This is a genomic window from Paraburkholderia sp. A1RI-2L (assembly GCF_048957375.1).
Taxonomy (GTDB): Bacteria; Pseudomonadota; Gammaproteobacteria; order Burkholderiales; family Burkholderiaceae; genus Paraburkholderia.
In genome coordinates, this window is the sequence record NZ_JARBTA010000004.1 from 141,947 (window position 1) to 167,788 (window position 25,842).

A 25,842-nucleotide genomic window follows, 5' to 3' on the forward strand; every position below is an offset into this window, starting at 1 on the left:
GTGTTCCATCGGGCTGTTTTCGCCAGCCGTGATCAGGCTCGAACCACCGTTGCGCCGGTACCGAGCGCTTGCCGATACAGGTTGGGCGCGGCGCCGAACGCATCGCGAAAGCGATGGCTGAAGTGGCTTGCATTCGCGTAGCCGCACGCGCTCGCAATATGGGCGAGCGGCAGGCCGGTCGTGCGCAACAGCGCGCGAGCCCGTTCGAGCCGCTGCGCCGCAATCCATGCGTGCGGCGGCTGCCCAAACGAAACACGGAACATGCGTGCGAGGTGGTATTCGGAAAGGCAGGCGACTTCGGCCAGCGCCCCCAGCGTCAAGGGTTCGCCGAGATGGGCGTCGATGTAGTCGCGCAGACGCCGCCGCGTGGCCACCGAAAGGCCGCCCTTGAGTGCCGCGCCCGGACGGCGCACGCCCTGGCTGCGCAGCAGCAGGCTCAGCACTTCGTGGGCCGTTTCATTGCTGCGCAGCAGGCCCTCCGGATTGGCCCAGTCCTCGTTGGCGAGCGTCTGGCAAAGTGCGGCAATGCGCTCGTCTTCGAAATACGTGCGGTCGGCGAGCGTGAGCTCGCGCGGTTCCTGGTCGAGTTCGCGAATGGCCCGTTGCGTGAAATGCCCGGGCAAAAAATAGAGATGCATGAAATGCATGTGACCCCGCACCCACCAGCGCGATTCGTGATCGCCCGGCAGCGCGCAGAGCCGGCTTGGCGCGCCATAAACGCCCGGCAGCTTCTGCCGCTCCGTGCGGTAGCCGCCGTCGATATAACACGACAGCGTGTGATGGCCCGGCTGCTCGTAGACAGTCTCGGCTTCGCGCGTTTCGCGCGTCCAGACCGCCGCCGCGAGTTGGTCGCCGAGCCATGCGAATCGCTCCAGCGTCGCGTTCGCGGCGCTTAACGTGCGGCACACCGAATGCAGCCCGAACGGCGTGCTGGCGAGGTCGAGCACGGGAGGCGACGAAGGAGCGTCCATGGTTCGGCGATCAGGCGGCTGGGTGGTATCGGAATGATGACGGGTGGCTACCGCGAGCGGTTAGCGAGTCTGAGTATACGCTTGGGCCCCGCCTCGCGAGGGTCACCGGCAAGAAATGCGCAATCCTGGACAAGCGCGTGCCGCCGCTGCGCGCCATAGTTGAAGCCTCGAGTCCCGGTCATTTCCAGCCATGAATTTTCTTCTCTACGCGCTCACCGTGGTGATCTGGGGCACCACCTGGATTGCCATCAAGTGGCAGCTTGGCGTCGTGCCTGCGCCTGTGTCCATCGCGTGGCGCTTTGGCATTGCAGCGCTGCTGATGTTCGCGCTGCTGCGCCTCATGCGCCGGCCCGCATGGCCGCCGCGCGCCGCCTGGCGCTATCTGGCGGCTCAGGGCATGGCACTCTTCTGCCTCAATTTCCTGTGCTTCTACTATGCCGAGAACATCGTGCCGAGCGGCCTCGTCGCCGTGGTGTTCTCGACAGCGCCGCTGCTCAATTCGATCAACGGGCGTCTCTTCATGGGCCGGCCGTTGCAGCCCACCGCGTTGGGCGGGGCCGTGCTGGGACTCATTGGGATCGTGTGCCTGTTCGTGCAGCAGATGGCTGACCATATCGGCGATCACACCGCCTGGCTGGGGCTCGCCGTCGCGTTTCTCGGCACGCAGTGCTTTTCGGTCGGCAATCTGCTGTCGAGCCGCATGCAATCGATGGGGCTGCATCCGCTCGTCACGAATGGCTGGGCCATGCTGATCGGCACGGCGGTGCTGCTGGCGGGCAGTGCGCTAGCCGGATTGCCGTTCACTATCGAACTCGATGCGCGTTACCTCGGGGCGCTCGCCTGGCTCGCGGTGGCCGGCTCGGTAGTGGGCTTTACGGCGTATCTCATGCTGGTCGGGCGGATCGGCCCCGAGCGGGCCGCCTATTGCACGGTCTTGTTCCCGATCGTGGCGCTCGCGATATCGACCGTGTTCGAAGGCTACCGCTGGACATGGCTCACCGTGCTGGGGCTGCTGCTGGTGGTTGCGGGCAATCTCGTCGCCTTCGATCTCACGCGGCGCGTGTTCGTGCGCCGGGCGTCAGCTTCCTGAGTGTGACCTCTGTAATGTCACTGACATATGACGGTTGCTTGTGCATAGGGGCGGCTGAACGCTCTCGTATTGCACCCTGCCAAATAAACATCGACGAAGGCAAACAGCAGTGGCATTAGCCGTGGAGCTCGGTTGATATGTGAGTTATCATGTTGGGAAACATGCGCATAAATAGCTGCGCGGAGGATTCAACATGGCACATGCAACTACAGTCGGGCCGCGTAAGGCGACCAACGTGACATTGCCCGTTGACGTCTATGAACGGGCGAAAAACCTGGGCATCAATTTTTCCCGTACCTGCGAGCAGGCTTTGCGGGAGGCCATCAAGGCGGAAGAGGGGCGTCGCTGGGCCGAGGAGCACGCCGAGTTCATCAAGCACACGAACGAATGGGTCGAGAAGAACGGCTTGCCACTGGCTGAGTACCGGACGTTCTAATGGCGCGATTTGACGTCTACTCCAATACCGGCAAAAGTCGGGCAATCACACCATACCTTGTCGACGTGCAAAGCGACTTTCTGGAGGGACTGACATCCCGGGTCGTTATACCGCTGATCCGGGTTGACTCTTTTCCGCAAGGGAAACTTCCCGCGGATTTCACCCCCTCATTCGACATTGGTGGCCTCCAATGCATCCTGCATCCGGCATTTATTGCGTCGGTCCCTTTAAGTGAACTAGGACCGAAGGCCGGCTCACTACGAGAACACCGGGACCGGATTATTTCGGCGCTTGATCGCCTCCTGGGTGGCTACTGATCAGCCACGCGGCACCGCGCGCTTCAACAAGGCCTAGCCAGACTTGTCCCGGAAGTCGCTGAATGTCCCGTCAATATTCCATGGATGAAACGCCAACTCGCATTTGAACCCGGCGGGACGACGATCCGAATGGATGGAAAGAGGTAATGGCCCGATATAAAAGGACATCGGGAGAATCCTGCTATTTCCAGCTATTGAATGTCAAGTTGATCGAAAGAGACGATCGGCAACTTCTTTGGGTCATCGCGCCATTGTCGGGCATTTTGTCCGCCCCAAGAATCTCACGCATCGCCAACCGCTTTCGAAGCGGCCGCAAGCGGCGACTTCTGGGGAGACAAGCGCATGCAATTCACACTGAACGGTCGGCCTTTCGAGTTCGATGGCGACCCGGACACGCCCCTGCTGTGGGTGATACGCGAAGCCGCGGGACTGACCGGCACCAAGTACGGCTGCGGCATCGGCGCGTGCGGCGCCTGCACCGTGCATCTCGAAGGCGAGGCCACGCGCTCGTGCGTGCTGCCGGTCTCGGCGGTGGCCGGGCGCGCCATCACTACCATCGAAGGGCTCGCACCCGATGCGTCGCATCCGGTGCAGCAGGCGTGGATCAAGCAGGACGTGCCGCAATGCGGCTACTGCCAGTCGGGCATGGTGATGGCCGTGGCCGCGCTGCTCAAGCAGCACCCGCATCCCACCGACGCGCAAATCGACCAGGGCGTGACGAACCTGTGCCGATGCGCGACCTATCACCGTATTCGCGAGGCCATCCATGTCGCAGCGAAAGCCTGAGTGGATGTCTGAGCGGATGCGCCACGCCCCTGGCGTCGACGGCGCCGATCATGCGAGCACGCGCGCATCGCACCGCGAGAGCCGGCGCGCCTTTCTGAAGACCGGTCTTGCGATTGCGGGCAGCCTCGTGTTGCCGCTCGCGCTTGGCGAACACGTGGAGGCTGCCGAGGACGGCACGCGTTTTCGCGAGATCAACGACTGGGTTCGCGTCGATCCGGATGGCCGCACGATCGTCGGTCTTTCGCAGGCGGAAGTCGGTCAAGGCGTCTATACGGGCCTGCCGCAGTTGCTCGCCGACGAGATGGACGCCGACTGGCGCCGCGTGAGCGTGGAGTTCGTCACGGGGCGCGACGCCTACCGCATTGCGGCTGCGAACGAACATCCACAGCAGTTCGTGGGCGCCTCGATGTCGGTCACCATGTTCCAGCAGCGTTTGCGCATTGCGGGCGCGCAGGCGCGCGAGGTATTTCTGGCGGCGGGTGCGCGGCGCCTGGGCGTGCGGCCCACGCAGTGCGCGACGAAGAGCGGCCGCGTGATCCATCTGCAAACGGGACGCTCGCTGGGCTACGGCGAATTGCTCGCGGACGCGGCGCAACTGCCGCTCAATCCGCAGCCGCGCCTGAAGGCGCAGTCGGCGCGCACGCTCATCGGCCAGCCGCTGCACAAGCTCGACGTGCCCGCGAAGGTCAACGGCAGCGCGGTGTTCGGCATCGACGTGAAGGTGCCCGGCATGCTCGAAGGCGCCCTGAAAATGGCGCCCGCGCTCAACGGCAAGCCGGTGGCCGTGCGCAATCGCGACAGCGTGCGTGCGCTGCCGGGCGTGGTCGACGTGGTGCTGGCCAAAGACGCCGTGATCGTGGTGGCGAATACATACTGGCAGGCGAAGAAAGCGTGCGATGCGCTCGACGTGCAATGGGATGCCGGTGCACTGCCGGCGGACAGCGCGGCGATTCTCGCGCAGCGCAAGGCCGCGCTGATCTCGGAGCACGCGGTGGCGGCCACGCGCATCGGCGATGCGCCGGCGCAGTTCGAAGCCGCGCATGCTACGGGCGGGGCGTCCCCGGGCGTGAAGGTGATCGAAGCCGACTACCACACGCCATACATCGTCCACGCGACCATGGAGCCCGTGAACGCGACGGTGCATGTGCGCGAGCACGAGATCGAGGTGTGGGGCCCGATTCAGGGGCAGGACAAGGTGCGTTGGGCGCTCGGCGGCATCTTCAAGCTGCCGCCTGAAAAAGTGATTGTGAACACAACCTTTCTCGGCGGCAGCTTCGGACGCAAATACGTGCCCGATTTCGTGATTCACGCGGCCGTCGCTTCGAAGGCGGTGGGCCGCCCGGTCAAGGTGATCCGCTCGCGCGAGGACGATATCCGTCACGGCTTCTACCGCCCGGGCGTTTCCGCGCGCATGCGCGCCGTGCTCGGCGCCGACGGCTATCCGCAAGCAATGCATTTGCGCGTGGCGGGGCAGTCGCTCTACTGGTCGATCAAGCGCGATTACTTCGAAAAGGCGGGCGGCTGGGACGAGACCATGCTCGACGGCCTCTACGATCTCGGCTACACGGTGCCGAATCTGCTCGTCGATTCGGTGAGCGTCGATCAGCATATTCCCGTGAGCTTCATGCGCAGCGTGGGCAGCACGTCGAGCATCTTCTTTCTCGAAAGCTTCATGAACGAACTCGCGCACGCGGCGCGCATCGATCCGCTCGAGTACCGGCGCAGGCTGCTGCGCGACGATCCGCTCGCGCTGCGTGTGCTCGAGCGCACGGCGGCGCGAGCCAACTGGGCGCGCAAACCCGCTGCGAGCGTGCATCGGGGGCTCGCATACAGCCTCTACACGGGGCGCGGCGGCGCATTCACGACCTATGTCGCCATCGTTGTGGAACTGCGCATGGTGGACGGCAAGGCGAAGCTCGAACGGGTCGTGTGCGGCATCGACTGCGGCCAGGCGATCAATCCCATGCTGGTGCGCGAGATGGTGGAGGGCGGCATTGGCTTCGCGCTCACCAATACGTTCAAGAGCGAAATCACGTTCAAGGACGGCGCGGTGGCGCAGGCGAACTTCTCCGACTATCCGCTCCTGTCGCTCTCGCAGATGCCGAAGATCGAAGTGGAGATCGTCGAGAGCGACCGCACGCCGCAAGGCTGCGGTGAGGTGGTGCTGCCGCCCGTCGCGCCCGCCGTGGCCGCCGCGCTGTTCGAGGCCACCGGCACGCGTTTGCGCACGATGCCGCTCGAACAGGCGTTGGCCTGAGCATCGAAGCGGGCCGTGCAAGCGGCCCGGCAGATGCACACAACAATAAGCATGACTGATAAAAAATTTCGGAGACACCTGATGAAAAAATGGATTGCGGCAGCCGCGCTCGCCAGCACGTCGGCGCTCGCCTGGGGACAAAGCAGCGTCTCGCTCTATGGCATCGTCGACACAGGCATCGAGTACTACAATAACGCAGCGAAGGGCGGATCGTTCGTCGGCATGCCTTCGCTCACGGGCGAAGTGCCGTCGCGCTTCGGCCTGCGCGGCCAGGAAGATCTGGGCGGCGGCTACAAGGCCTTCTTCGTGCTGGAGAACGGCTTCGCGCCCAATAGCGGCGCGCTCAATTACGGCGGACGTCTGTTCGGGCGCCAGGCGAACGTGGGCGTGAGCAGCGACTACGGCACGCTCACGCTGGGTCGCCAGATGAATATGTCGATGTACATCCTGTTCAACGCGGACGTGATCGGTCCGGCGATTCATTCGATGGCGAGCTTCGACAGCTATCTGCCGAACGCGCGCAGCGACAATGCCGTGGGCTATCTCGGCAAATTCCACGGCGTGACGCTCGGCGGCACCTATAGCTTCGGGCGCGACGCGGCGGGACCAGCCGGACCTTCGGCGACCCACTGTGGCGGTCAGCTTCCCGGCGACGCCGTGGCCTGCCGCCAGTACACGATGATGCTCGCCTACGACAACGCATGGGGCGGCGCGGCGGCCTCGTACGACGTGATGTACGGCGGTCCGGGTGCTTCGGCGCCGCTCGTGAGCAGCGCCGACACCGACAAGCGCGTGATCGTGGACGCCTACGTGAAGTTTGGCGCGGGCAAGGTGGGCGGCGGCTGGATCCGCCGCAACACGGCGGCGGCCGAGCACGCCCAGTCGGACATCTTCTTTCTTGGCGCCGAGTATTACGTGGTGCCCACGTTCGCGCTCGACGCTCAGGCACTGCGCTACCTCTTGCGCGATCATGCGAATTCGACGCTGCTGATCGCGCGCGCAAACTATTTCGTCTCGAAGCGCACGACGCTTTATGCTTCGCTGGGTTACATGATGAACAGCGCGCGCGCGGCGAACGCCGTGGCCGCAGGCGGCACGGTGCCCTTGGGCGCGAACCAGCTTGGCGCGATGATGGGTATTCAGCAGCGCTTCTGAAGCGGCGCTCGCGAAAAACGCCGGAAAAAGCGCAGAAAAAGGGTGCTCCAGAGGGCGCCCGCAAGTACACCCGAAGGGAAACGGAGAGGAGCACATGGCCACAGACCTGTTGAGCGCCGCGCTAGCCGATCTGCGCGCCGACGCGGTGGTGACGGGGCACTTCTCGCTCGCGGCGCCGTGGGCGTTCGTGAAGCCGGCCGTCGAAGGCGCGGCGTTCAGGACCGCCTTCGGCGGCCCTTACACCATCGTCGTGGAGGGCATGGAGCCGTTGCGCGTCGAGCCGGGCGACTTCGTGCTGCTGCCGCACGGGCACGAGCATGTGCTCGCGTCGGCGCCCGGCGTGACGCCGGTGCCGTTCGACGATCTCGTTGCGCGCGAAGGCATCCGGCCGAGTTTCGACACGCCCCTGCGTCTCACGGCGGGAGGCAGCGGCGAGGTCTGCGATCTCTATACGGGCATCGTGTTTTACCGCGAGGCGGTGCGCAATCCGCTCTTCTCGGTGCTGCCGCCGCTCATTCACGTGCGCGCGAACGATCCCGCGGTCGGCCCATGGCTTGCCGATACGCTGATGGCCTTCATCCGCGAATCGATGGCGTGCCAGCCAGGCTGGGCGGTCGCGGCGGCGCGCCTCGCCGACGTGCTGTTCGTGCAATTGCTGCGCGCGCATCTGGCCTCGGCGATCAGCCACACGGGCTGGCTGCGCGGCTTGATGGATCCGCAGATCGGCCGTGCGATCGCGCAGTTGCATCGGCACCCCGAGCGCGACTGGACCGTCGAATCGCTGGCCGCCACGGCGGGCATGTCGCGCTCGCGCTTCAGCGCGCGGTTTGTCGAGCTCGTTGAGGAGACGCCGATCGGGCATCTCACCGCGTATCGCATGTATGTCGCGAGCGGCGCGCTGCGCGATTCGCGGCGGCGGCTGATCGAGATTGCGACGAGTGTGGGCTATGCGTCGGAGAAGGCGTTCATTCGCGCGTTCCGGCGCTGGTCGGGCATGGCACCCAAGCAGTACGCGCGCAGCGTGCGCGATCCTCATGAGGCGCCTTACGCGCCGGGCGTACCACCTGCCGCTTCGCCATGATGCGGCAAGAACGGCGCGGCTGCGCATCGCCGCGCGGGATGAGTCGCGGGCGTGTCATGCCTGAAGCGGTTCAGCCCCGGCGCGCCTCGAGTTCCTGCGCGAGGAAGTCGACAAAGGCGCGAATGCGCGTGGACATCTGGTGCCGCTGCAAATAAACGGCGTAGATGTCTGCGTTGGGTGTGTCGTACTCGGGCAGCACCTGCACGAGCCGGCCATCGGCCAGATACTCGGCGATGTCCCATTCGGCGCGCATCAGGATGCCGTGCCCCTCCAGCGCCCAGTGCACGGCGATCTCGCCGTCGTTCGTGGTGAGATTGCCGTTGATGCGCACCGTCTCGGTCTTGTGCGCCGCACCGCGCCCCGCGATGAGACGCCATACGCCGTAAGCCTCGTCGCCCTGGCGGATGCCGATGCAATTGTGGCGCGTGAGCTCCTGCGGCGTGGCGGGCACGCCGCGCCGCGCGAGATACGCGGGCGACGCGCACAGCAGCCGCCGGTTGGCCGCGAGGCGGCGCGCTACCACGCGCGTATCGGGCGGTTCGCCAAAGCGCACGCAGACGTCGAAGGTGTCGTCGGTGAGCGGCGGCGGCGCCACGGAAAGCTGCAATTGCACGCTCACCTGCGGATGCTTCGCCACGAACCGCGAGATGGCCGGCCCGACGTGGCTGCGCCCGAAGCCGAGCGTCGCGTTCACACGCAGCAGGCCCTTGGGACTCTTTCTCGCGCTGCCGAGCAGTTCGGCCAACTCGTCGATGTCGTCGAGAATGCGCCGCGCGCGCTCCAGATACAGTTCGCCCTCGGGCGTGAGCATCATGCGCCGCGTGGTGCGGTTGACGAGCGACACCCCCGCGCGCTGCTCCATCTGCGTGAGGCGCTTGCTCACGGCCGCTGCGGTGAGCCCCAGCTCGCGCGCCGCGGCGCTCAGGCTGCCCGCCGCCGAAAGCGTAGAGAAGAACGAGAGATCGGCGGGGTGCACGGCTTCACTCATAAATGACCTGCATTTGTGAATTGAAGTTAAGAATGCTTTTAGTCTAGCACCGGTTACGGCGCTTCTGGTCCGGTAAAGTCCAACCCACATTCAATCGAAGGACGTGGAGACGGACACCATGAAGACGTATCGCATCGCAACCATTCCCGGCGACGGCATCGGCAAGGAGGTCGTGCCGGCGGGCAAGGCCGTGCTGGAAGCGCTCGCACGCACGAACCGCTCGTTCGCGTTCGAGTTCGAGAACTTCGATTGGGGCGCCGACCACTACCGCGCCAACGGCGTGATGATGCCCGCCGACGGCCTCGACCAGATCCGCGACAAGGACGCGATCCTGTTCGGCTCGGCGGGCGACCCCGATGTGCCCGATCACATCACGCTGTGGGGGCTGCGCCTGAAGATCTGCCAGGGCTTCGATCAGTACGCGAACGTGCGCCCGACGCGCATCCTGCCCGGCATCGATGCGCCGCTCAAGCGCTGCGGCCCGCAAGACCTGAACTGGGTGATCGTGCGCGAGAACTCCGAAGGCGAATACGCGGGCGTGGGCGGGCGCGTGCACCAGGGCCATCCGATCGAGGCGGCCACCGATGTCTCGATCCTCACGCGCGCCGGCGTCGAGCGCATCATGCGCTTCGCGTTTCGCCTCGCGCAGTCGCGTCCGCGCAAGCGACTCACGGTCATCACGAAGAGCAACGCGCAGCGTCACGCCATGGTGATGTGGGACGAGATCGCCAACCAGATCGCCGCCGAATTCCCGGACGTGAAGTGGGACAAGGAACTCGTCGATGCCGCCACGGCCCGCATGGTGAACCGTCCCGCCACGCTCGATACCATCGTCGCGACCAACCTGCACGCGGACATCCTCAGCGACCTGGCCGCCGCGCTTGCGGGCAGCCTCGGTATTGCGCCCACCGGCAACATCGACCCCGAGCGCCGCTATCCGTCGATGTTCGAGCCGATCCACGGCTCGGCGTTCGACATCATGGGCAAGGGCCTCGCGAACCCGGTGGGCACCTTCTGGTCGGTGGTGATGTTGCTCGAACATCTGGGCGAGCAGGCCGCCGCGCAGCAGGTGATGGATGTGATCGAGCGCGTGACGGCCGACCCGGCGCTGCACACTGGCGACCTCGGTGGCACGGCCACTACCGCGCAAGTCACCGATGCAGTGTGTGCGCTGATCGAGAAGGTGGCCGTTGCGGCCTGAGTTGCTGCCTGAATTGCCGCCTGAACCGCTTTCGACGGCGCGTGCCCAATCACACGAATCCACTACGACACACGCACGCGCCGCTTTGAAACCGTGATCCGCGCTTCGCGTGCGGCACGGTCTCCAAGGAGGAGACACATGCATTCCGAACTCGAAAACCGAGTCTCGAAGAAACTCCTGTGGCGCATCATTCCGTTTGTGATGCTGCTGTATTTCGTGAGCTTTCTCGATCGCGTCAACGTGGGCTTCGCCGCGATGTCGATGAACAAGGCCATTGGTTTGTCGTCGGCAGCGTTCGGCTTTGGCGGCGGCCTGTTCTTTATCGGCTACTTCATTTTCGAAGTGCCATCCAATTTGATCTTGCATCGCGTGGGCGCGCGCGTCTGGATCGCGCGTGTGATGGTCACGTGGGGCATCGTGAGTGCAGCTTCGGCATTCGTTAGCGGTCCTGCGAGTTTCTACACGCTGCGCTTCCTGCTGGGCATCGCGGAAGCGGGCTTCTTTCCCGGCATCATCCTGTACCTGAGCCAGTGGTTCCCGTCGCGCCAGCGCGCCGTGGCCGCCGCCTGGTTCATGGCCGCCGCGCCCATCTCCACGGCCATCGGCTCGCCGCTTTCGGGCGCGATCATGCAGATGAAGCCGATGTTCGGTCTCGCCGACTGGCAGATGCTCTACGTGCTCGAAGCGATTCCCGCAGTCGTGCTGGGCTTCGCGGTGCTGCGCTGCCTGACCGATGCGCCGGCGAAGGCACCATGGCTCGCCAGTGACGAAAAGGCCTGGCTCATCGGCAAGCTCGACGAAGAAGCGAGCGCGCGCAACGCGCAGCACGGCGATACGGGCGCGGTGCTGGCGGCGCTGTGCAATCCGCGCGTGCTCGCGCTGGCGCTGATTTACTTCGGCACTTCGGCGGGGCTCTATACGCTTGGCATCTGGGCGCCGCTGATCGTCAAGCAGTTCGGCTACAGTCCGTTCCAGACCGGTTTGCTCACCGGTATTCCGAGCGTGGCGGAGGTGGTGGCGATGGTGCTGTGGGCGCGCCATTCGGACCGTACCCAGGAGCGCACGTGGCACGTGGTGGTGCCGTGCCTGCTCGCATGCGCCGGGTTCGTGCTGGCGGCCGGCGCGAACGGCACGGCCGCGATCGTGGGTGCGCTCGTGCTCGCCAACGTGGGCATCAGCGCGGCCAAGGCGCCGCTGTGGGCGATGCCGGGCGCGTTCCTTTCGGGCGCGGGCGCCGCTGCGGGGATCGCGATGATCAATTCGCTCGGCAACCTGGGCGGCTTCGTCGGGCCTTCGGCGATCGGCTGGCTCAAGAACACGACCGGCGGCTATGGCGCGGGCCTGTATGTGGTGGCGGCGACGCTCGCGGTTTCAGCGGTGGTGACGCTGGTGCTCGGACGCAAGACCGGCGCCGAGGCCAAGCCGCTTGCCCAGGCGCCTCGCTGAAAACGTGCGCGGCGTGCTGGCAAGCAAGATGAAGATGCCCCGCGCCGCTGTTCTGTGCGTTGGCGCTTGGCGGTCGCTCATGGTTGCTATTGCGTGCCCTTGCGCGTTCCCTTCTTCGGCGCGGCTTTCGTGCCCGCCCTTGCGTTATTCGCACGCGGCGTTTCCTTCGGCGCCGGCGCCGTGGCGGCGTTCAAGTCTTCGAGCCACGACAGCGCGTCGGCATACGCGAGGAACTGGCGCAGATAGCCCGGCGAGAGCTCGCGCATGAGCAGCAGCGCACGGTGCACGAGGCTGCTCGAATTGAGCGGCCCCGCATTTTTCGGCACCTGATCGAGTGACTGCTGGACCTGCTGGTCGGCGCTCAGGTGCGACCAGACTTCGCGGAAGTAATCGAGCAGTTCCGCAGGCGGCCCGCTGCGTGCGAGATGGTCCGCGTTGCCGATGTGCGAGGTGAGTGCGCCATGCGCGCTTGCGCCTTGTCGTGACGCGTTTTCAGCGTGCACGGGTGGATTCGAGGCGGCGTGCAATGCCGCGCGCTCGATCGCGCCGGCATAGTCGGCGAGCAATCCGTCGATGCGCGCATCAAGCACGCGCCGCGCCGCGCCCGCATGCATGCGGGCGCGCCGGTCCAATGCGTCGATCAACGCGTAGCGCACGGGATCGAGCTGGTCTGCGCCCCGAGCGCGCCAGGCGTCGAGCGCGGCGCGCGCGCGCGTGGCTTCTGGCTCGGCGGTTTCTTCGTGTTCGTTCTCGCGGGGGAGCTCGCGCGCGCCGTCATTCATGGCCGTTATGCGCCCCGGTTTGCGCACGCGCGCTGCTCGCGGGCCTCGGCACCGCGGCGATCTCCACGCGGCGATTCTTCGCGCGGCCTGCTTCGTCGGCGTTCGAGCTCACGGGCTGTTCCGAACCGAACGCGGCCGCGAACACCGTCTGCGCCGGCACGCCCGCATCGATGAACGCGCGCGTCACAGTCAGTGCGCGCTGGGCCGAGAGTTCCCAGTTGTCGGCGAAGCGGCGGTTGCCCGCGTGCACCTGCTGGTCGTCGGCGAAACCGCTCACCATCAGAATCTGGTCGCGGTCGCGCAGATACGCGGCGAGCGGCCCAGCGAGACTCTTGAGCAACTCGCGCCCTTGCGGCTGGAGCTGGTCGGAGTTCAGCGCGAACAGCACGTTGCCGCTGATGCCGATGCGCCCGTTCACGAGCGTCACGCGCCCCGCCGCGAGCGGGCCGGCCAGCGCCTGCTCGAGCGTCTTGCGCCGCTGCGTTTCGATCTGGCGCTGCTTGACCTCGTTGGCGAGACGTGTCGACGCTTCGAGCTGCATGCCGATCACTCCCACGAGGATCAACACGAACGCGCCCAGCAATGCCGCCATCAGGTCGCCGAATGCGGCCCAGACTGGCGCGGTGGGCTCCACGCCGCCGTCGATTTCGTCGTTCATGCGGCTTCAGCCCCTGCCTGCACGCGCAAGCGTTGCAGGTTCTCGACGATCTGCTTCTGCGACAGCAGGCTCAGGTCGATCACTTCCTTGGCCTGGGCGACGTAGTAGGCGAGCTGGTCGTCGCTGCGCGCGAGCGACTTGTCGAGCGCCGTTTCGATGCGCTGCAACTGCGTCATGAGCTTGTCGTTCGATGCGCCGAAGTGCTGGACGGCCGCGCCGAATGCATCGCCGAGGCTCGCCATTTCCACGGCGCTGCCCGTGACCTGAGCGGCCGCGCCTTCGAGCGCCTGTGCGCCGGTTTCCACCTGGCTGGAGAAGCGCTCGCCCACGCGCTCCATGAGTCCTGCCGAGGTTTGCACGAGCGCGTCGATGGCGGTGCGCTGCTCGGTGCTCGCGTGGTTCACGGCGTCGAGCAGCGTGGTGACGGTGGAGAGCAGTCGGCCGCGCTCTTCGAGCATCGCGGTGTCCTGCACCATGCTTTCGGAGAGCTTCTTGCGCAGTTCGGCGACCACTTCCGCGGCCACGCGCGGCGCTTCCGACGCGGCATCGACGAGACGTGCGATTTCGGTGATGGTCCCATTGGCGTGCGCTTCGGTGTGTGCGGCGATGTCGCTGGCGGCTTTCGCGAGCGCATCGCAGGTGGCTTGCTGGCGTTCGGCTGCTTGCGTGTTTGCGGCTTGCCATGCCGCTGCGTTGGCCTCCGCCGCGCGCGCGATTTCGGCAATCGTGCCGCTTGCATGTGCTTCGGTTTGCGTGGCGATGTCGTTGGCCGTTTTCGTCAGCGCATCGCAGATGATCTGCTGGCGTTCCGCGGCGTGAGTGCTCGCGGCTTGCCATGCCGCCGCGTTGGCTTCTGCCGCGCGCGCGATTTCCGCGATCGTGCCGCTTGCATGTGCTTCGGTTTGCTTGGCGATGTCGCTGGCCGTTTTCGTCAGCGCATCGCAGATGATCTGCTGGCGTTCCGCGGCGTGGGTGCTCGCGGCTTGCCATGCCGCCGCGTTGGCCTCCGCCGCGCGCGCGATTTCCGCGATCGTGCCGCTTGCATGTGCTTCGGTTTGCGTGGCGATGTCATTGGCCGTCTTCGTCAGCGCATCGCAGATGATCTGCTGGCGTTCCGCGGCGTGAGTGCTCGCGGCTTGCCATGCCGCCGCGTTGGCCTCCGCCGCGCGCGCGATTTCCGCGATCGTGCCGCTCGCATGTGCTTCGGTTTGCGCGGAAATATCGTTCGCCGTCTTTGCCAGCGCATCGCAAATGATCTGCTGACGTTCCGCTGCCTGCGCGCTCGCCGCCTGCCAGGCCGCCGACGTTGTCTCGGCCACGCGCGTGATTTCGGCAACCGTGCGGTTCGTGTGCGCACTGGCGTGTGCGGCGATATCGCTGGCGGTCTTGTTCAGCGTCTCGCACACGGCCTGCTGACGTTCCGCAGCCTCGGCGCTGGCCGCTTGCCATGACGCCGCTGCCGCCTCGGCCGCGCGCGAGATTTCGGCGAGCGTGCTGTTCGCGTGCGCTTCGGTCTGGGCGGCGACCGCTTCGGCGGTTTGCGCGAGCGTGGCGCACACGGCCTGCTGATGTTCGGCGGCCTGCGTGCCGGTCGCGCGCCACTCGTCGCGCAGCGTGGCGCTCATCGCGCCAAGCGTTTCGCGCCACGTTGCGAGGCGCGCCTCGTCTCGCGCGACAAGCTGCGTTTGCAGGTTGGCATGCGCATCGCTCACGGCGCGCAGAAGCGCGGCCGAGTGCTGCTCGAAAGTCGCGGCGGCCGAGGCGAGCGCCTGCTGATTGTCTCCCGCGAGTTTTTCACCGGCGCGCTGCTGGCTCGCGAGCGCGTCCTGCCACGCCTGCGAAACACCGGAAGCCGACGCCGCAAGCCGCGCATCGACGTCGTGCACCAGATTGGCCGAGCGCTCCTCGAAGGTCGCGGCGAAGCGTTCAAGCGCGCCTTGCAGGTCGCGCGCGAGCGCTTCGCCCGAACGGCGCTGGTCGGCCAGCGCCTCGGTCCAGATGCCGGCCACACGCGTGGCGTTGGCCTCGAAGCCCGAGGCGAGGCCGTCGAGCTGACGCTCCACGGCCTGCGTGAGCGTACCGTGCAATGCGGCGCTTTCGCGCGCGAGGCCCGCCATGGTCGCTTCCACGACCGGCGCGAACGCCGCGCCGGCGGCGCGCGCGCTTTCGGCGGCGCTGGCCTTGAGCGATTCGCCCACTGAGGAAGCCAGGTGCGCATACGCCGCCTCGGCGTTGCCGAGGAAGGCTTGCTGGCTTGCGAGCTGGCGTTCGCCGAGCGCGGCGCCCTGGCGTTCGATGGCCGTCATCATCGCATCGAGGCGCTCTACCAGCTTGGGCATCGCATCGGCCTGGCGCGCCATGAGCGCGAAGCTCGTCTCGCGCTGGTGCGCGTGCGAGAACGGGCGCAGCGTGGTGGTGCTCAGCGCGTCGAGGCGCTGGGCGGTCTCGATGCGCTCGCGGCGGCACAGCGCCGAGAGCAGGCCCAGCATTGCAGAACTCGCGACGCCCGCGATCGAAGTGCCGAACGCGAAGCCGAGCCCGCGAATCGGACCGGCGAGCGCAGCGCGAATGCCATCGAGATCGGTGGCGCCGTCGAGCGCCACGCCGGTGCCGCGCAGCGTCGTCACCATGCCGAGCAGCGTGCCCAGCATGCCGAGCAGCACCAGCATGCCGACCAGATAGGGCGTGAGCGACGGGCCGGGCAGCGCGACGCGCTCGCCTTCGACGCGCGCGCGCACGGCGCTGCGCAGGCTCGGATGCAATTGATCGAGCCAGCCGCCGAGCGAAGCGGCTGGCATGGGCGCGGTGCCCACGGCGCCGACGGCGCGCGCGAGCGTGGCGGTGGCCTGCGTGTAGCGGTAGAGCTCGAAGGCGCCGGCCACATAGCAGGCGCCGATCAGCATGGTGACCGCGAGCGCGAGCGGATTCGAGCCGGCATAGCCGGCGGCGATCCAGCACACTGCAGCGAGGCCGGCGAGGAAAACAACGAGATCGATACGAAGTCTGGACATAGCGTTTGGGTTAGCAGGCGCTAGTGGGCGCGAAGCGCTGCAAGCAGCCCTTCGACCGGTTGAAACCGAACATCGAGTTCGGCGAGCAAAACACTCTGTACATCCTTGCGGAACGCATCGAGCCACGCGCCGGGCGCGGCTCGGGCCGGTGCTGCGGCTTCCGCTTGTCGAGCACTTTCCGCGTCTTGCGCGTCATCGGCTGCGGCCCGGGCTTCGCGGGCCGCGGCCTCGCGAGCCACCTTGCGCAGCCGCTCGAAATGCGCGCCCAGCAGGCCGGGCACCGCACCGAGCAGACTGCGCTCGCGCGCGGCGAGCGAGCGCTCCATGATGGCGTCGAGCGTCGCGAGCTTCGCCATGGCGGGCGACACCGCCGCGAGCCGGCTGCGCAGACGTCCGCGCAAGTCGCCGATGTCGGTCTCCATCTTCTGCTGTAGCGCGACGTAGCACTGGCGAAAGACGGCGTAGTCGGCGTCCGTTTCGTCAGCAACGGGGGCTTGCTGAACCGGCGCTTGTTGCAACGCGCGCGCGTGGCCAGCGTGACCATGGACGCTCGCGCGGCGCGCCTTCGCGGGCGCGAGCATGCCGTCGAGCGCAATCGCCTTCGAGAGCGCCGAGCGCAGGCTCAGGCATCGCTGTGCTTCGTCCTCGCCGCTCGTGCGCGCGCCGTTCGCCACGGCGCTTGCCGTTGCCGGAGCGGTCAGCACCGTCGAGAGCGCGATCGCGTCGGTCCAGCCGAGCCACTGGCTCAGCCGGTCCGCGAGCGGCTGCGGCGACGCTTGCACGTCGGCCTCGCTCAGGCGCGCCAGCAGGCGAACGAGGGCCGGACCGCTCAATGAAGTGCGTTGCGGGGGATGGACCATACCACAAGAGGCAAAAAAGGCAGCAGTTTACACGGCGGCGCGGCGTCGATCGTGGTTTTCGTCGCGGACGGCTGGTCGTAGATGGTGATTGGCGCGCGTTAAACTGTTTCTCCCGCGCGGGCGCTGCGGCTCGTGCACGAGGAGATTTCCATGGCGTTTTCCAGTTTGAGCGCATTCGCGCTGGCCCTGCTGATCGTGGCCGGCATGCCGGGCCCGAGCGTTGCCGCGCTGGTGGCCCGCGTGCTGACCAGCGGTTTTCGCGACGTGCTGCCGTTTCTCGCTGCCATGTGGATCGGCGAAGCGGTTTGGCTGACCTGTGCCGTTGCCGGACTCGCGGCGCTCGCGCATACCTTTGCACTCGGCTTTATCGTGCTCAAATTTCTGGGCGTCGCGTACCTGCTGTTTCTCGCGTGGAAAATGTGGTTCGCGCCCGCCGATTTTCAGGCGGATAGTCTGCCGGGCAAGCGCTCGCCGTTGCGCATGTTTCTCGCGGGCATGGCCGTTACGCTGGGAAATCCGAAGATCATGATTTTCTATATGGCTCTGCTGCCGACGATGGTCGATCTTTCGCGTGTGGGCGTGTTCGAGTGGTCGGAGTTGGTACTCACGATGCTGGCGGTGCTCATCGCCATCGATCTCGCGTGGGCGATGTTTGCGGTGCGCGCGCGGCGTTTGCTCACGAGCCGTCGCATGGTGCGCGCCGCGAACCGCAGCAGCGCGATTGCCATGGCGGGCGCAGCGGTGACGATTGCGGCGAGGTAAGAAGGTGGTTGACCGGCGTCTATTGTGCGCCGCGTCGTTGTGGACTAACATGGACTAGACTCACTTGGAGGTAGTCGTGCCTACGGTCAATATCCACGAAGCCAAAACACATTTCTCGCGTTTGGTCGATGCCGCAGCGAATGGTGAGGAAATTGTGATTGCTAAAGCAGGCAAGCCGGCTGCACGGCTGGTGGCCATGGAGCGCGCAAAGCCGATTCGACGTTTTGGCGGCTTGAAGGGCAAGATTCGTATTGCGGACGATTTCGATGCGCCGCTGCCCGACGAGATCCTTTCCGCGTTCGAGGGGCGCTAATGCGCTTGCTGCTCGATACGCACGTCTTTCTATGGGCGGTCAAGGATGATTCGAGGCTGACCAAAGTGGCGCGCAAGTTGATTGCGGACGCCGATGAAGTTTATGTGAGCAGTGTGAGCATTTGGGAAGCGGCGGTCAAGGTCGGACTCGGCAAGCTGGACGTGGACATCGATTTGCTCGTTACCGAGATTGAGGCGAGTGGTTTTTCAGAATTGCCCGTGCGCGCCGTTCACGCCGCGAGGGTTCGCGGCCTTCCAGACATTCATCGAGATCCGTTCGACAGGCTTCTGGTTGCGCAGGCCTTGTCCGAGCCGCTTCGTTTAGTAACTGCTGATGGTTATTTATCGAAGTACACAGAACTGGTTCTTTCGGTCTAGAGGTGCATACACCGGCCTACCCAACGGAAAACGCCTCCGGGTAAGCCGTCTGCGCCGCCGTCTCGCGCACGCAGGCTCGCGCGATTTCAAGCACGTCGCCAACTGCGCGATTGTCCTTGAGCGCGCGGCGATGTACGAGATAAAAGTTGAACCACTGGTTCGAATCGAATGCGCGCGCAACGAGATCGCCGTTCGCGCACAGATCGGCCGCGCTCAGCGCGTTGAGCAGGCTCACGCCGTTCGTGAGCCGGATCATTTCCCCCAGCGAACTCAGATTGACCCGCAGCTCGTATCCAAGCCGACGGCGCTCGCCTGAATCGTGGAAGACCAGATGATCGGACTGGATCGGCTTGATGTATTGCTGGTCGGAGAGATCGTCGTAGGTTAGCTGCTCGCGTTTCGCGAGCCGGTTCTTGCGGGTCAGCAGCGCAACCATCCGCGCGCTGAATACCGGCGTAAAAATCAGCGCGGGTTCGTGGATCTGGTACGAGACGATCGCGAAATCGAGACGCCCACCTTCGACGTCCGTGATCAGCGCGCCGCTCGCCGCGATGTCGAGCGCGACGCCCGTGCCCGGATGCGCCTGCGCGTATTGATGCACGAGCTTCGGGCCGAAGCGGTGGCACAGCCCCGGTGCGCAGCCCACCCGCACCGATGCCACACCGCTCTCCTGCAATAGCGAGATTTCCTCCTCGATGCGATCGAGGCGGCCGAGCAACTGCGCCGCTTCGTCGAGCATGTAGCGGCCGGCCGGCGAGATCTGCAGACGCTGGTTCTCGCGTTCGAATAGCTTGATGCGCAAGCTGCCCTCGAGCCGCGCGAGCGCATGGCTGACCGCCGACTGCGTCATGTCGAGCCGCGCCGCCGCCTGGCGCGTGGACCCGGTCGTGGCGATCGCGTGAAAGATCTCGATGTCGCGCAGGCTGAATTCTGTCCGCATGGTGTTCGCTCCCGTCAATCAATTGATCGAATAATTTCATATATTGACCGAAAAATAATTCAAAGCGAGACTTCGATCTCACCACGGAACACATAAGTTCATTCTCCACCAAGCCTTTCAGGCAAATTCAGGGTTGATGAATGAAATCGGTCAACAAACCAGGAGACACCACCCGGAACCGCCTTGCCATCGTGCATGGGGCCGGCAGATCGAGCCATGTTCGACATCCATATCGTTCTCAAATACCTGCCGATGCTGTTCGAGGCGGCGCTCGTCACGGTGGAGCTGACGCTGCTCGCGACCGTATCCGGACTCGTCATCGGTCTTGCCGCCGCACTCGGCCGGCTCTCGCGGCATCGCCTCGTGCGCGACGCGATGGGCGCCTACATCTGGCTGATCCGCTCCACGCCGCTGCTCGTGCAGCTGTTCATCATTTATTTCGGTTTGCCGCAGTTCGGCCTCGAACTCTCGCCGTTCGCGTCGGGCGTGATCGGTCTCGCGCTCAATGTCGGCGCGTATAACGCGGAGACGATCCGCGCCGGGATTCTGGCGATTCCGCACGGGCAGATCGAGGCGTCGCGCTCGCTCGGCTTCAGCGCCGCGCGTACGATGCGCCTCGTGATCCTCCCGCAGGCGCTCAAGCTGATCGTGCCGCCGCTCGGCAACAACCTCATCATCCTGACCAAGGACACTTCGCTGGTTTCGACCATCACGCTCGCGGAGCTCTTCATGCGCACGCAGCAGCTGGTTGGCGCGACCTTCAAGCCATTCGAGCTCTACTTTGCCTGCGCCATGATCTATGCACTGCTAACTACGTGGACGAGCCTGTTGCTGCGCCAGCTCGAACGGAGCCTGATTCTCAAAGGAGGCCGGACGTCATGAGTCACGCCGAACCGCGCATAGCGCTGCGCGACATCCACAAGACTTATGGGTCGCTCGAAGTGCTCAAGGGCATTTCACTCGACGTGAACAAAGGCGAGGTGGTCGTGCTGATCGGGCCGAGCGGCTCGGGCAAGAGCACGCTGCTGCGTTGCGTGAATCATCTGGAGATGCCCACGCGCGGCGAGGTGAGGGTGCTGGGCAGCCTCGTGAACGATCCGCACCGCCGCCACGGCGAACAGGAGCGCTACCTGAACGCGATGCGCATGAAGGTCGGCATGGTGTTCCAGCACTTCAACCTGTTTCCGCATCTGACCGTGCTGGAGAACCTCATGCTCGCGCCGGTGCAGTTGCTGCGCGTGAGCGCGGCGCAGGCGCGCGACGAAGCGCGCGAATTGCTCGACAAGGTCGGCGTGCTCGACAAGCAGAACGTTTATCCGGGCAATTTGTCGGGCGGCCAGAAGCAGCGGGTGGCGATTGCGCGCGCGCTGGCGCTCAAGCCCGAGGCCATGCTGTTCGACGAGCCCACTTCGGCGCTCGATCCGGAAATGGTGGGCGGCGTGCTCGCGGTCATGGAGCGGCTTGCCGCGGCCGGCATGACGATGATGGTCGTCACGCACGAAATGCGCTTTGCCGAACGCGTGGCCGACCGGGTCGTCTTCATGGCCGATGGGCGCGTGGTGGAAGCGGGCCGCCCGGCGGACATCTTCCATCGACCCGCGTACCAACGCACCCAGGCATTTCTCGCCGATATCCGCTGAGCGGCCGGCAACCAGCCTACGAACTTACGAGGGAATCGACGTCAATGAGCGATCATCTTTTCTACCAGTCCGCGGTCAAGCTGCCGACCATCGCGCGGGCCGAGGGCATCTACGCGTGGGACACCGAAGGCAAGCGCCATATCGATGCCTGCTCGGGCGCGATCGTCGCGCAGCTCGGGCACGCGCATCCGGCGATTCGCGACGCGATGCTGGCGCAGCTCGACAAGGTGGCATTCGCGTATCGCACCCAGTTCGAAAACCAGCCCGCGCTCGATCTCGCGGACAAGCTGATCGATCTCGTGGGCGGCCGCTACGACCGCGTGTTCTTCTCGAGCGGCGGCTCGGAGTCGGTCGAGTCGGCGCTCAAGCTCGCGCGCCAGTACTGGTTCAGCAAGGGCGAGCCGCAGCGCAGCGTGTTCATCGCGCGCAAGCCGTCGTATCACGGCTCGACCATGGGCGCGCTCGCCATGACGAGTTACACGCCGCTCACGCAGCCGTTTCAGCCGATGTTCCAGCTCTATCCGAAGATCTCGTCGCCTACGCAGTACCGCGTGCCCGCGGGCAAAAGCGCGGAGCAATATGCGCTGGAGTGCGCTGACGAACTCGATGCCGCCATCCGCGAGGTGGGCGCGCACAACGTGGCCGCGTTCATCGCCGAGCCGATCGGCGGCGCGAGCACGGGGGCCGAGGTGCCGCACGATGCCTATTTCGCGCGCGTGCGCGAGATCTGCTCGCGGCACGGCATCCTGCTGATCCTCGACGAGGTGATGACCGGCGTGGGACGCACTGGCCGCTGGTTCGGCTTCCAGCACTGGAATGTGGAGGCCGACATTCTATGTCTCGCGAAAGGGCTCGGGGCGGGCTACTACCCGACCTCGGCGATCGTCACGCGGGCCGAGCTGACCGAGCCGGTGCTCGCATCGGGCGGATTCCAGCACGGCTATACCTACGCGGGCAATCCGCTCGCATGCGCGACGGCGCTGGCCGTGATCGGCGTGATCGAGCGCGAGCAACTGGTCGAGAACGCGGCTTCCACCGGCGCTTACCTGCGCGGTCTGCTGGAGGAACTGGCGACGCGTCATCGCTGCATCGGCGACGTGCGCGGGCGCGGCTTCCTGCTCGCGGTGGAGTACGTGGCCGATCGCGAGACGAAGACGCCGTTCGATCGGTCGTTGAAGTTCGGCGAGCAGGTTACGCGCTGCGCGCGCGAGCACGGCGTGATCATCTATCCGCGCAAGTCGCTGATGGGAGAAACGGGCGACCATACGCTGATTGCGCCGCCTTTGATCACCACGCGCGCGCAGTGCGACGAGATCGCGAACCGGCTCGACGACGCGTTTCGCGCGCTCGCGCTGTGAGGCGGCCGTGATGAGCAAACCGACAAGCAAGCCGATGAGCAAACTCATGCAACTGGCCGAAGCGATCGCGCTCATTCCCGACGGCGCGTCCATCATGGTCGGCGGTTTCGGTTCGCCTGGCACGCCGTTCTCGCTGCTCGCGGAGCTCGGTCGCCAGGGCCGGCGCAATCTCACGATCATCAAGAACGATGCGAACCAGGACGGCTACGGCGTGTCGCGGCTCATCGAATCCGGCGCGGTGAGCCGGCTGCTGACGACGCATCTGGGGCTGAGCGGCCCCGCGCGGCGCGCGCATCTGGCCGGCACGCTCGAGGTGGAGTTCTTCTCGCAAGGCCTGTTCGCCGAGCAGATCCGCAGCGCGGGCGTCGGGCTGCCGGGCGTCGTGAACGACATCGAGTTGCCCGACGAACTGGGCGCATCGCGCGAGACCATTTCGGTCGGCGGGCGCACGCTCTATTTCGAGCCGGCGCTGCACGCGGATTTCGCGCTGCTGTGCGCAGAACGCGCGGACCAGTACGGCAACCTCAGCTATCGCGGCGCAGCGCACAATTTTTCCCCGCTCATGGCGATGGCGGCCAAGCGCGTACTGGTCGAAACGCGCACCGTTTGCGACGCGCCGCTTGCGCCCGATAGCGTGCATACGCCGGGCATTCATGTGCATGGCCTGATCCAGATCGACGGAGACCTCGATGAATACCGGCCCATCCTGCGCTGATCCGCGCCATGTGATCGCGCGGCGCGCCGCGCGCGAAGTGGTGCGTGGTCAACTGATCAATCTCGGCATTGGCCTGCCGACTCTCATCCCCGCTTATCTCGACGAACCCGCTGCGGCATGGGTGCATTCGGAAAACGGCATTGTCGGCGTCGGGGCGCTTGCGAGTCCTGAGGAGCTCGACAGTCAGTTGATCGACGCGGGCGGCGGCTACGTGTCGGTCGTGCCGGGCGGCGCGATCGTCGACAGCGCGACATCGTTCGGCATGATCCGGCGCGGGCTCATCGACATCACGTTTCTGGGCGCGCTACAGGTTTCGGCGCAGGGCGATCTCGCGAACTGGCTCGTGCCAGGCAGCCTGGTCGCGGGCATTGGCGGCGGCGCGGAGCTCGCGCAAAAGGCGCGCCGCGTGATCGTGACGATGCCGCATGTCGACAAGGGCGGCCGGCCGAAAATCGTCACGCGCTGCACGCTGCCGCTCACCGCGAGCAAGCGCGTCACCACCATCATCACCGAGCATGCAGTCTTTACGTGCTCGGAGGACGGGCTGCGGCTCGTCGAGCGGCTTGGCGCGATCAGTATGGCCGAGCTGCGCACGATCACCGAAGCGGATTTCGTCATCGACGAGGAGGGCGCATGACCGGAACATCGCGCAATGCATGGATCGTTGGCTATGCGCGCACGCCAATCGGGCGCGCGTATCGCGGCGCGTTCAACGACACGGCCGCGCCGACGCTGGCCGCGTTGTCGCTGCGCGCGAGCGTGGCGCGCAGCGGGCTCGATCCCGAGCGCATCGACGACGTGATACTCGGCTGCGCCTTGCCGGAAGGTTCGCAGTACTACAACATCGGCCGGCTCGGCGCGCTGGCGGCAGGGCTGCCCGTGACCACGCCAGGCATGACGGTCGACCGGCAATGCTCGTCCGGTCTGATGTCGATCGCGCTGGCGTCGGCGCGCATCGCCACCGGCGAGGCCGAGGCCGTGCTCGCGGGCGGCGTGGAGTCGATCAGCCTCGTGCAGAACGCGCACATGAACCGGCATCGACAGCAGGACGCGCAGTTGCTGGCGCTTCAGCCTGATGCGTACATGCCGATGGTCGACACAGCCGAAGTCGTCGCGTGGCGCTACGGCGTTTCGCGGCAGGCGCAGGACGACTATGCGGCGCTGAGCCAGCGGCGCGCCGCTGCGGCTGCGCAGGCAGGATTGCTGCGCGACGAAATCGTGGCCGTCGACATCCGCAAGATCGAGCACGACAAGGCGCGCGGCATGTCGGAGTTGTGCGCGCTAAGCGTGTGGGCCGACGAATGCGGGCGGCCCGGCACGACCGTCGAGGGGCTTTCTCGACTCGATGCGGTGCGCGAAGGCGGCTCGGTGACGGCGGGCAATGCGTGCGCGCTGGCCGACGGCTCGGCGGCTTGCGCGGTGGTGTCCGACGCGATGCTCGGCACGCTGTCTTCGGCGCCGCTCGGGCGCATGCTCGCGTGCTCGGTGGTGGGCTGCGGCCCCGACGAAATGGGCATCGGCCCGGTGCCGGCCGTGCGCCGGCTGCTCGAGCGCACCGGCTTGTCGATCGACGCTATCGGCCTGTGGGAGATCAACGAAGCGTTCGCCTCGCAGGTGGTGTATTGCATCGACGCGCTCGGCCTGTCGCGCGAGCGCGTCAATGTGAACGGCGGCGGGATCGCGCTCGGCCACCCCTACGGCATGACCGGCACGCGTCTCGTCGGGCATGCGCTGCTGGAAGGCGGGCGGCGCGGTGTTCGCCACGTGGTCGTCACGATGTGCATCGGCGGCGGCCAGGGCGCGGCTGCGCTATTCGAAGTCGCTCGCGCATGATGGCGCGCCGGCGCAGGACGCGCTGTGCGGGCCGGTTCGATACGTCATATAACCTTTCTGGAGACCAGGGATGTCCATCCTCAAGCGATTCACGATCACGGCTTGCGCCATGCTCATCGGCGCCGCGAGTTTCACGCTGCACGCCGAGGACCTCGACAAGGTGAAGCAGACCGGCACGCTGACTTTCGCCATGAGCGGCAAGTATCCGCCGTTCAACTTCATCGACGAGTCCGGCAAGCTGCAGGGTTTTGACGTCGATATCGGCGATCGCATTTCGGCGAAGCTCGGCGCGAAGGCGGTGCCGGTCACGACCGCGTGGGACGGCATTGTCGGCGGGCTGCTGGCCGGCAAGTACGACGCGATCATCGGCAGTCTCGCGATGACCGAGGAGCGCAAGAAGGCCGTCGATTTCACGCAGAGCTATTACCGGTCCGGCGCGCAGCTGTTCGTGCCCAGAGGCAGCAGCGTGCAGAGCATCAGCCAGCTCAACGGCAAGACCGTTGGCGTCACGCTGGGCGAAACCTACGAAGCCTGGTTGCGCCAGAACATGCCCGGTGTCCAGGTGAAGACCTACAAGGGGCTGCCCGATGTGTTGATCGATCTGCGCAACCATCGGATCGAGGGTTTCGTGACGGACCGGATCGCCGGCATTCTGACGATCCGCGACAAGCAGATCGACGCGAAGCCGGTAGGGCCGCTGCTGTATCCGGAACTGATGGCGATTGCGGTGCGCAAGGACAGCCCGAAATTGCGCGACGCCATCAACGGCGCGCTCGATTCGCTCTATAAGGATGGCGAATACAGCTCGATCAGCAAGAGGTGGCTGGGAGAGGATGTGCGCTGAGTGCAGTGACGCTGCGCCGTA

Annotated in this window: 26 protein-coding genes; 19 read left to right on the plus strand and 7 right to left on the minus strand. The window is 65.8% G+C overall.

Annotation, left to right across the window (positions count from 1 at the left end):
• Window positions 1–32: 32 nt before the first annotated feature.
• A complete protein-coding gene (locus PWP93_RS29115; RefSeq protein WP_421047122.1) occupies window positions 33–971 on the minus strand; it encodes a helix-turn-helix domain-containing protein in 939 nt (312 codons plus the stop codon).
• 190 nt (window positions 972–1,161) lie between these two features.
• Here PWP93_RS29115 and PWP93_RS29120 point away from each other — a divergent pair, with 190 nt between their 5' ends.
• From PWP93_RS29120 to PWP93_RS29150, 7 genes are all read left to right on the plus strand, one after another.
• Window positions 1,162–2,061 carry a DMT family transporter gene (locus tag PWP93_RS29120; RefSeq protein WP_421047123.1) on the plus strand — a complete coding sequence of 300 codons (900 nt, stop codon included), beginning with the start codon at window positions 1,162–1,164 and terminating at the stop codon, window positions 2,059–2,061.
• A gap of 193 nt (window positions 2,062–2,254) precedes the next feature.
• Entirely contained in the window at window positions 2,255–2,497 is a 243-nt protein-coding gene (locus PWP93_RS29125; RefSeq protein WP_421028372.1) for a type II toxin-antitoxin system CcdA family antitoxin, read from the plus strand.
• Window positions 2,497–2,814: a CcdB family protein gene (locus tag PWP93_RS29130; RefSeq protein ID WP_421047124.1), complete on the plus strand. Its 318-nt coding sequence runs from the start codon at window positions 2,497–2,499 to the stop codon at window positions 2,812–2,814. Before PWP93_RS29125 ends, PWP93_RS29130 begins: the two co-directional genes overlap by 1 nt.
• 342 nt (window positions 2,815–3,156) lie before the next feature.
• The gene (locus tag PWP93_RS29135) at window positions 3,157–3,600 is read left to right on the plus strand and encodes a (2Fe-2S)-binding protein (protein WP_421028374.1); all 444 of its coding nucleotides are present in this window, start codon (window positions 3,157–3,159) and stop codon (window positions 3,598–3,600) included.
• A 16-nt stretch (window positions 3,601–3,616) separates the two neighbouring features.
• Complete coding sequence (locus tag PWP93_RS29140) at window positions 3,617–5,857, plus strand: molybdopterin cofactor-binding domain-containing protein (RefSeq protein WP_421047125.1); 2,241 nt, start codon at window positions 3,617–3,619, stop codon at window positions 5,855–5,857.
• Window positions 5,858–5,938: 81 nt separating this feature from the next.
• A complete protein-coding gene (locus tag PWP93_RS29145) occupies window positions 5,939–7,012 on the plus strand; it encodes a porin (RefSeq protein WP_421047126.1) in 1,074 nt (357 codons plus the stop codon).
• A gap of 94 nt (window positions 7,013–7,106) precedes the next feature.
• The gene (locus PWP93_RS29150; protein WP_421047127.1) at window positions 7,107–8,093 is read left to right on the plus strand and encodes an AraC family transcriptional regulator; all 987 of its coding nucleotides are present in this window, start codon (window positions 7,107–7,109) and stop codon (window positions 8,091–8,093) included.
• Window positions 8,094–8,163: 70 nt separating this feature from the next.
• Here PWP93_RS29150 and PWP93_RS29155 read toward each other — a convergent pair whose 3' ends face one another.
• Window positions 8,164–9,081 (minus strand): LysR substrate-binding domain-containing protein, encoded by a 918-nt coding sequence (locus PWP93_RS29155; RefSeq protein WP_421047128.1) that lies wholly within the window; start codon window positions 9,079–9,081, stop codon window positions 8,164–8,166.
• A 118-nt stretch (window positions 9,082–9,199) separates the two neighbouring features.
• Between PWP93_RS29155 and PWP93_RS29160 the strand changes: the two genes are divergently transcribed.
• Together PWP93_RS29160 and PWP93_RS29165 are read left to right on the plus strand one after the other, a co-directional pair.
• Window positions 9,200–10,282: a tartrate dehydrogenase gene (locus PWP93_RS29160; RefSeq protein WP_421047129.1), complete on the plus strand. Its 1,083-nt coding sequence runs from the start codon at window positions 9,200–9,202 to the stop codon at window positions 10,280–10,282.
• Between the two features lie 138 nt (window positions 10,283–10,420).
• Window positions 10,421–11,728, plus strand: coding sequence for an MFS transporter (locus PWP93_RS29165; RefSeq protein ID WP_421047130.1), 1,308 nt, complete (start codon window positions 10,421–10,423; stop codon window positions 11,726–11,728).
• An 86-nt stretch (window positions 11,729–11,814) separates the two neighbouring features.
• Here the strand turns inward: PWP93_RS29165 and PWP93_RS29170 are convergent, their stop codons facing one another.
• The 4 genes from PWP93_RS29170 to PWP93_RS29185 are packed head-to-tail and all read right to left on the minus strand — an operon-like array spanning window position 11,815 to window position 17,039.
• Window positions 11,815–12,510 (minus strand): DUF2894 domain-containing protein, encoded by a 696-nt coding sequence (locus PWP93_RS29170; protein WP_421047131.1) that lies wholly within the window; start codon window positions 12,508–12,510, stop codon window positions 11,815–11,817.
• A complete protein-coding gene (locus tag PWP93_RS29175; RefSeq protein WP_421047132.1) occupies window positions 12,503–13,168 on the minus strand; it encodes an OmpA family protein in 666 nt (221 codons plus the stop codon). The genes PWP93_RS29170 and PWP93_RS29175 overlap by 8 nt, the downstream gene beginning before the upstream one ends.
• Window positions 13,165–16,179: a DUF802 domain-containing protein gene (locus tag PWP93_RS29180; RefSeq protein WP_421047133.1), complete on the minus strand. Its 3,015-nt coding sequence runs from the start codon at window positions 16,177–16,179 to the stop codon at window positions 13,165–13,167. Before PWP93_RS29180 ends, PWP93_RS29175 begins: the two co-directional genes overlap by 4 nt.
• A 20-nt stretch (window positions 16,180–16,199) precedes the next feature.
• Window positions 16,200–17,039, minus strand: coding sequence for a DUF3348 domain-containing protein (locus tag PWP93_RS29185; protein ID WP_421047134.1), 840 nt, complete (start codon window positions 17,037–17,039; stop codon window positions 16,200–16,202).
• A 150-nt stretch (window positions 17,040–17,189) separates the two neighbouring features.
• On the opposite strand from PWP93_RS29185, the gene PWP93_RS29190 reads away from it, so the two are divergent.
• The 3 genes from PWP93_RS29190 (at window position 17,190) to PWP93_RS29200 (ending at window position 18,491) form a co-directional block, all read left to right on the plus strand.
• On the plus strand, window positions 17,190–17,801 hold the full coding sequence (locus PWP93_RS29190) for a LysE family translocator (RefSeq protein ID WP_421028384.1): 612 nt from the start codon (window positions 17,190–17,192) through the stop codon (window positions 17,799–17,801).
• 76 nt (window positions 17,802–17,877) lie between these two features.
• Window positions 17,878–18,114 carry a type II toxin-antitoxin system Phd/YefM family antitoxin gene (locus PWP93_RS29195; protein WP_421047135.1) on the plus strand — a complete coding sequence of 79 codons (237 nt, stop codon included), beginning with the start codon at window positions 17,878–17,880 and terminating at the stop codon, window positions 18,112–18,114.
• Window positions 18,114–18,491: a type II toxin-antitoxin system VapC family toxin gene (locus PWP93_RS29200; RefSeq protein WP_421047136.1), complete on the plus strand. Its 378-nt coding sequence runs from the start codon at window positions 18,114–18,116 to the stop codon at window positions 18,489–18,491. Before PWP93_RS29195 ends, PWP93_RS29200 begins: the two co-directional genes overlap by 1 nt.
• A gap of 16 nt (window positions 18,492–18,507) precedes the next feature.
• Here the strand turns inward: PWP93_RS29200 and PWP93_RS29205 are convergent, their stop codons facing one another.
• Window positions 18,508–19,431, minus strand: a complete 924-nt coding sequence (locus PWP93_RS29205) for a LysR family transcriptional regulator (RefSeq protein ID WP_421047137.1) — start codon at window positions 19,429–19,431, stop codon at window positions 18,508–18,510.
• A 216-nt stretch (window positions 19,432–19,647) separates the two neighbouring features.
• On the opposite strand from PWP93_RS29205, the gene PWP93_RS29210 reads away from it, so the two are divergent.
• The 7 genes from PWP93_RS29210 (at window position 19,648) to PWP93_RS29240 (ending at window position 25,821) form a co-directional block, all read left to right on the plus strand.
• On the plus strand, window positions 19,648–20,313 hold the full coding sequence (locus PWP93_RS29210; protein ID WP_421047138.1) for an amino acid ABC transporter permease: 666 nt from the start codon (window positions 19,648–19,650) through the stop codon (window positions 20,311–20,313).
• The gene (locus PWP93_RS29215; RefSeq protein ID WP_421047139.1) at window positions 20,310–21,071 is read left to right on the plus strand and encodes an amino acid ABC transporter ATP-binding protein; all 762 of its coding nucleotides are present in this window, start codon (window positions 20,310–20,312) and stop codon (window positions 21,069–21,071) included. Before PWP93_RS29210 ends, PWP93_RS29215 begins: the two co-directional genes overlap by 4 nt.
• Window positions 21,072–21,115: 44 nt before the next feature.
• The gene (locus PWP93_RS29220; protein ID WP_421047140.1) at window positions 21,116–22,429 is read left to right on the plus strand and encodes an aspartate aminotransferase family protein; all 1,314 of its coding nucleotides are present in this window, start codon (window positions 21,116–21,118) and stop codon (window positions 22,427–22,429) included.
• A gap of 10 nt (window positions 22,430–22,439) precedes the next feature.
• Window positions 22,440–23,144 (plus strand): CoA transferase subunit A, encoded by a 705-nt coding sequence (locus PWP93_RS29225; protein WP_421047141.1) that lies wholly within the window; start codon window positions 22,440–22,442, stop codon window positions 23,142–23,144.
• The gene (locus PWP93_RS29230) at window positions 23,119–23,781 is read left to right on the plus strand and encodes a 3-oxoacid CoA-transferase subunit B (protein ID WP_421047142.1); all 663 of its coding nucleotides are present in this window, start codon (window positions 23,119–23,121) and stop codon (window positions 23,779–23,781) included. Before PWP93_RS29225 ends, PWP93_RS29230 begins: the two co-directional genes overlap by 26 nt.
• Window positions 23,778–24,977 carry an acetyl-CoA C-acyltransferase gene (locus PWP93_RS29235; protein WP_421047143.1) on the plus strand — a complete coding sequence of 400 codons (1,200 nt, stop codon included), beginning with the start codon at window positions 23,778–23,780 and terminating at the stop codon, window positions 24,975–24,977. The genes PWP93_RS29230 and PWP93_RS29235 overlap by 4 nt, the downstream gene beginning before the upstream one ends.
• 70 nt (window positions 24,978–25,047) lie before the next feature.
• Window positions 25,048–25,821: an ABC transporter substrate-binding protein gene (locus tag PWP93_RS29240; protein WP_421047144.1), complete on the plus strand. Its 774-nt coding sequence runs from the start codon at window positions 25,048–25,050 to the stop codon at window positions 25,819–25,821.
• Window positions 25,822–25,842 lie beyond the last annotated feature (21 nt).